This is a genomic window from Candidatus Chordibacter forsetii, assembly GCF_964187505.1.
Classification (GTDB): Bacteria; Verrucomicrobiota; Verrucomicrobiia; order Opitutales; family Seribacteraceae; genus Chordibacter; species Chordibacter forsetii.
On the sequence record NZ_CAXLML010000130.1, the window covers coordinates 1 to 6,475 of the forward strand.

The window sequence follows — 6,475 nt, forward strand, 5'->3', positions numbered from 1 at the left end:
GGCATTGGTTTTCGCTTTTTCATTGAAGGGTTTACCAATACTGCATGGATCCTCCCTCCCCTTTCATCCTTAGTCGTTGGGTTGACCTTTGGGGCACCTGCACTTGTTCCATTTCTTACCATGCGATCATTTGCTGAAGAAAGAAGGTTGGGCACTCTAGAAACCCTAATGTCCGCTCCTGTTGGTTCCTTTGGCTTGGTGCTTGGAAAATGGACGGCTGCCCTCTTTTTCTTCCTTATTATTTGTGCACTCGCACTCTGCTTCCCCCTTCTTCTATGGTACGGATTTCCTGAGCAAGCAGTAAGCTTGGGCTTTAACGTGCTTGAGCACTGGATTGGCGGATGTGCTTTTTTGGCCATCTTTGGGGCTAGTTTTACTGCGGTTGGAATTTTCGCAAGTTGTCTAACCAAGAATCAAATGGTTGCCGGCATGCTTACATTCACTCTGCTTACTTTATACCTAGCAGTCATGGCTTTTACTTTTGGAGAACACCAAAATATCTCTTCCCCTTCTGACCTAAACCAATTTCTTCAAGTTGGGTTAGGTTCTCTAAATCAGGGATTAAACAAGGCACAGCATTTTGCAGTTGGGATTATTGATCTCTCTACCCTACTGCATCAAGCCGTACTCACCTTCTTATTTCTCGGATTATCCGCCTTGCAAGTTGAGAGGCTCAAGCACTAGGTCATGGATTTTAAACACGCTAAAAGAAATCGCAGGCTCGACCTTTGGATTGTTGTAGCCTTGCTCTTTAGCCTATCCTTTGGAATTAATTTTCTTGTCTCTGGTATAGATACTCAAATCGATCTGAGCCCCAACAAGAAGTACAGCCTTTCTAGGGAAAGCCTTGCTCTTTTAAATAAAATGGACCAACCGGTTGACCTTATCATTACTTTGCCGGAAAAGGCTAGCATGCCTAAGATAATTCAACGGTTTACTCATGACCTTGATTTGCTTTTGGACGCTTTTGAGAGAGCTGACACCCCCTTCCCAATTAGGGTCCACCGCATGGATGTTCACACTCCTCCGTCCCGTGAAAATATTTTGGACCGTTATAAAATAACTCAGCCAAACCTCGTACTTGCCGCTTCTCCCCAAAATGGAACTCGTATTATCTTTAGATACAAGGAAGAAAAAGGAAGTAATCCATATGATTCCAGTCAAGCGTTTCGCTCAACCGAGTCCCTTGCTCGGCAAGCCATTTGGGAAGCGGGCTTTTATTCCGACTGGCAAGAGGTAAAGAATGGAGTCATGGAACCGGGCAAATTTAGAGGAGAGGAAACTCTCATGCGCTATATCTTGGACTTGGCCAGCCCTGCCATGGAACGTAGGGTGGTATATTTCACAAGAGGTCACGGCGAATCGAGTCCACAAGACCTCGACCCAAGGGAAGGAAACTCGGTTTTTAGGGGATTGATGGAGGACAGGAATATAAAAGTAGCTACACTCGACTTGGGCACAATCGAAAGAATGCCTAATGATGCACTTGCCTTAGTCATTTCTGGGCCCAAAGCCATCTTCCAAGATAAAGAAGTTAAGCTTCTTCGAAATTTCTTAAATCAAAACCGGGGTCGAGTCTTATTGGCTTTAGACCCAGTCGAGGAAATGGCACTGAGCGATCGTCCCGCTCTTGGATTACGCCCCTTACTTAAAGAATGGGGAATAAGATGTCATGATATGTTAGTTTTTGACCCTAAGCGGGAAAACTTCGATCTCTTTTCTGGTGCCTATTTTTTAAGGACTTACCAAAGAGAGGCTTCCCACCCGGTTATTAAAAACTTGATGAACGAAGGTTTTTCAATCTTAGCAGATCGTTGCAGACCCGTAGAAATAGAAAATTCCACACAGTCCCCCTTTATGGGACAAGAATTAATTTTTTCATCTCGAGATTCCTGGGCTCTTTCAAGTTGGACTGAAAGATCATTTCCTCCTGAAAAAAATACCCTGCTAGATTTAGCCGGGCCAGTACCTGTACTTTCAGTTTCACAGCCCAATCCTAAACAGGCATCTCAAGCAGGCTTAACTGCGGCTGGTAAATTAATGGTTCTTGGCTCTTCGAAAATATTATCTAATGAAAAACTTCGATCTGGTGCAGGAAACCAGGCACTTGCCCGCAACATCGTTTACTGGATGGGTGAAAACAATGAAATGTTGGATGTACCTCCAAGAATTTTACAATCTTACAGTGTTTCGATGTCGAAAAATGAGTTTGAACTTCTTTTTTATTACTTTGCCAGCGTACCGCTTATGGTTCTGTTTAGCGGAATTTTCGTGAGTTGGTTAAGAAAGGAATTATGAATAAATGATCAAAAATCGAACTTTTCTACTCTTGGCGGCAAATGTTTTATTAGCCGTATTCATTATATTAAATTTGGACGATGAGCCTTCATCCATTGGTAATATTGACGGTATCCTGTCAGAAATTATTGCCAACATGAATGAGATTGCAATTAGACAACCAGTCAGAGGGCAAGAAATTATCCTGAAAAAAAATCAAATGGATTGGTTTCTTACTCAGCCCGTTTCCTGGCCCGTAGAACCGATTACATTGGCAAACCTTATTTCTAAAATCTCACATTTGGAGCCCACTTTTATATGTTCAGTCGACGAGCTTCCCAGTAAGGGAGAAATTGAACAAGACTATGGATTTGATACGAATTCTTCCTCACTTCAATTATCAGCTGGGAGCAAAACCTTAAGTTTTACTTTAGGTGACCTGACTAGGGATCAACGCAGCCGTTTTTTAATGATCGAAAATTCTGAGGGAGAGGGAATTTGGCGAGCACCACGCCAAATTGAAGACCTGTTAAACCGGACCACAGTTGATTGGACGACGCTTACTTTTTGGAAAATACCCTTGTATGCAGTTGAAGCACTGAAAGTTGTTGAATTCAAACCCGACGAAGAAAATATTGAAACTGCTTTCACCAAGCTAACGGACAGTTGGGAGTTTTCATCACCAATCAATGGACCTGCAAACAATGCAGAAGTTTCTTTACTGCTCCATAAAATTGTTTCTGAAAAACTAATTGGGTTTTCCGAGATTACAGACGATCAGAAATTGTCTAAACTTTTCGATATTTCTCTCCAGGCAATGGGAAAAACTCACAGCCTGACACTTTATCAATCTCCCCAGGGTGATGTTACTGAATTGCTTGCTTTGTTTTCAGGCAAAACACAAGCCTTTCGGGTACAGGCATCATACGCAGAGATTTTTCAAAATCTATCAACAAAACTGCGTGAAAAAAGATTATTTAACCTGGAAATTGATCAAGTAAAAAGGCTTAGAATGGTCGAGGGCAATCGCTCACTGACTCTTCGGAAAAACGAAATGAATTCTTGGGTTGGGTTAGAAGACAATGGAACCGACTCTTTCACTTTCCAGGCAGATCATTCTGTTATTGTAGAACTAATCCACAATTTAAACATGGTCGAAGTAAAGGACTTTATTCTTTTTAGCCCAGATCAGTCTGCTCTACATATGCATGGTTTTGAGCATCCTCAATTAAAACTCGAGATTGAGCAAATGAATACAACCCGTCAAAATTTATTGATCAGTAAATCCAATATCGAGTCCTCCTTATGGAATACCTACATTGCAGAACAGGCATTGATTTGTTTGGTTAACACGCAATGGAATAAACTTATATCTACCCGAGCCATTAATTTTAAAAACCGCGAGCTTTTACCTGATCAATTCATTCCGAATCGCGTGATCATAAATTCGATTACAGAAAAAGAAAATCTTCATGTTTTCTCTTACGAAATGGATGGAGAAGCATATGATAGAATCATGGAGTTCAAAGCTGACTCATTTATTGAACTTTCATATAACGATGAAGGCGTATGGGTGGAGGGAGATTGGCTACCGTGGAAATATTCAGTTGAATTCCAGAACAATGCCGAAAATGGTGTTAATTCGATCCTTTTTAATTTAACTGACCGGTACGGGGCTACGAAATGGTTTGCGGGGTCTCCAGAGCTTGGACTCGTCTGCAATTTACCGATATCAGTGATTGATGAATTATCCAAGGGGTTGAGTTCAAAACCTCTTAAACCTTAAAGTTTCAGCTTCTATATGAAGCCTGTGCGTGCATATGCCTCCCTTTATAAAGTGAGAAACAAAGTAAATTTGCTTCTCTTCATCTGTTTGCTCGCACAAATATTTTTTCTTTTGACCGGTTCACAACGGATACCATTACCAAGTAAATTTGCAGAAATTGTGGTAAATTCTCTTTTGCCAAATGATATCCTTATAAAATTAGAAAGACCCGAAATCATTGGATTTTCTGTGCTAGAATGTGGGAAAGCAGAAATCTGGGCAAAAGGTTCCAATATTTTAGAAATTAAAGACCTTTCAATCTCACTCAATCCATCAGGTGCCATGAATAAGGCCCTTTTTTTAATCAATAAAATCGAGTTTTCTTCAGCTAATTTTCTAAAAGAAGAAAAAATGGGTCCAGAAATTGAAATTAAGCAATTTTCATTAAAAAATCGATCACAGGAAGAAACATTATTTCTCAAAGGAAATATTTTTTTGGGTTCATTACAGTCATCTATTCATCTTGAACTGAGAAAATTAAATAGACTCTTTAACCAAGGTTCTAGACCAGCACAAAAACCTATACCCCTGGAGAAATTTTTCGAACATGCAATCGCCTTTAAGAAAAACCTTTTATTATGGAATAAAAATTTCCCGGTCGTTCATGTGGATGCACGAGGAGTATTAAATGGTCAAATGGGCGAAGTTTTAATTTCACAACAAAAAGGTGAAGGCCAAAAAATAAAAGACCTGCTAGCAAGACTTTCATGGAATAAACCAGAAAGAGGCAAAAACCTAACAGTTGCGTCTATTGAGGCAACTGCTGAAACAATAAAACTTAATAATGCAGGCATGGAATTAAGTTTTTTCAAACCATATATAAAAGCAAATAGTCTTATTAATTTGGAAACTTTAAAAATCTCAGAAACAGATTCATTTGCATCGTTCCAAAATCTTTTCCTTCAGGGTAAAATGACTGGTAATATCAACGAAATATTCATCTATTCCAAAAGCCAAGAAAATCTCACAGATGTCCAAGTTTTATCGGACACAAATCAAACGAGAATTTGTCTAAATGCTCGAATAAAACCTAACAAATGGGGATTGCAAGGTTCGATGAGAATAAGTCCTAAAAACCTCGATCTTTTTTACGACCTTCCACAAGGAAATCTCAAAGTTTTAGATGGTGATCAATTCAGTCTTCACTTTTGGAGTAACCCTACTCCAATAAGACAAAATCAACCTGTACAATTCTTACTTAACGCAAAAAAATTCTCTGTACTGGAAACTCCACCTGGTAAATTTCGTGTAGTTGGAGAAATTGCAGAAGATTTTACTGTTTGGGTAAATCAGGCTTATGGGAATCTTGGTAAGAGTAAGGTTACCGGAAAATATTATCAAAAATGGAATCCTCATAAGTACAGATTTTTAATTGAAGGAACTTGCCACCCCCCAGACATAAATAATTGGTTAGGACTTTGGTGGAAACCAATTTGGAAAGAGTTTTCATTTTCAGAAACAATTCCGAAAGGTAATTTCTCGATTTCTGGGATTTGGGCTGGTCCTCCTGGGAATTCACTTACGAAGGGTTGGATAAAAACTGACAAATTAGGATACAGAGGCTTTGAGTTAGATCGGTCATCAATCGAGGTTGAGGTCGACAAAACATCAACCCGTTTAAAAGCAAAGAATATAAAGCACGAGTACGGACAGGCGACTGGCACTTTAGTTTTCCCAAGAACTTTGGAAAAATCCAATTTATCGATGGATTTCTCCTTTAAGGGTGACTACCCAGTGAACCAAGCAAAAGAAGTCCTGGGAGTTGAGGTTTACCAAGCTATATCCGATGTGAACGCATCCGTTGTTTACTGTGAGGCAACCGGGCAAATTTACAAAGACCAAAAGAACAATGAAATGGATAAAAATGTTTCTTGGTACAAGGTCTACCTTTCCACCAACCATCCTTTTTCATATTCGGGCGTGGAACTTGATTATGCCAGTGGGACGATTAACAACTTAGAAGGACTGACCAAGGTCAATTTTGACAAAATTGGAATCGCTGGTGGAGAAGGTACGCTGTCTGTCAGCAAAATTTCTGAGAAAACCGATCACATTAGTTTAGACATTGAGCTTAAAAATGCTGACAGAAATCGACTGACACAAAGCTTAAAGAAAAGTTCACCCTTGGAGGACCAAAAAATTGAAGATGCTGACCAGGGTGCACTTAGCACTTATAAAGAAAACTCGAAAGAAGGTGGTCGTATTGATTTCTCACTGCAAGCAGAAGGACCTTTATCTGAACCCAGACATTTTGAAGGAAGTGGGAATTTTGACTTTTATGATGTAGAGATTGGAACCATGCATCTGCTTGGAGGGATACGATCAAAACTGGGAGCATTTAATCTGCCTTTGCCATCAGATGCCTTAAGTTTT

The 6,475-nt window shown here is 39.8% G+C and carries 4 protein-coding genes; all 4 read left to right on the forward strand.

Annotated features, from left to right (window positions below):
* The coding region (locus ACKPQ4_RS05895; RefSeq protein ID WP_407680274.1) for an ABC transporter permease at positions 1 to 684 on the forward strand (684 nt) is incomplete at its 5' end.
* A gap of 3 nt (positions 685 to 687) precedes the next feature.
* A complete protein-coding gene (locus tag ACKPQ4_RS05900) occupies positions 688 to 2,298 on the forward strand; it encodes a DUF4350 domain-containing protein (protein ID WP_407680275.1) in 1,611 nt (536 codons plus the stop codon).
* 4 nt (positions 2,299 to 2,302) lie between these two features.
* Positions 2,303 to 4,063 (forward strand): DUF4340 domain-containing protein, encoded by a 1,761-nt coding sequence (locus ACKPQ4_RS05905; RefSeq protein ID WP_407680276.1) that lies wholly within the window; start codon positions 2,303 to 2,305, stop codon positions 4,061 to 4,063.
* Between the two features lie 51 nt (positions 4,064 to 4,114).
* Positions 4,115 to 6,475, forward strand: a 2,361-nt coding sequence (locus ACKPQ4_RS05910; protein WP_407680277.1) for a hypothetical protein, incomplete at its 3' end; no start/stop codon positions are given.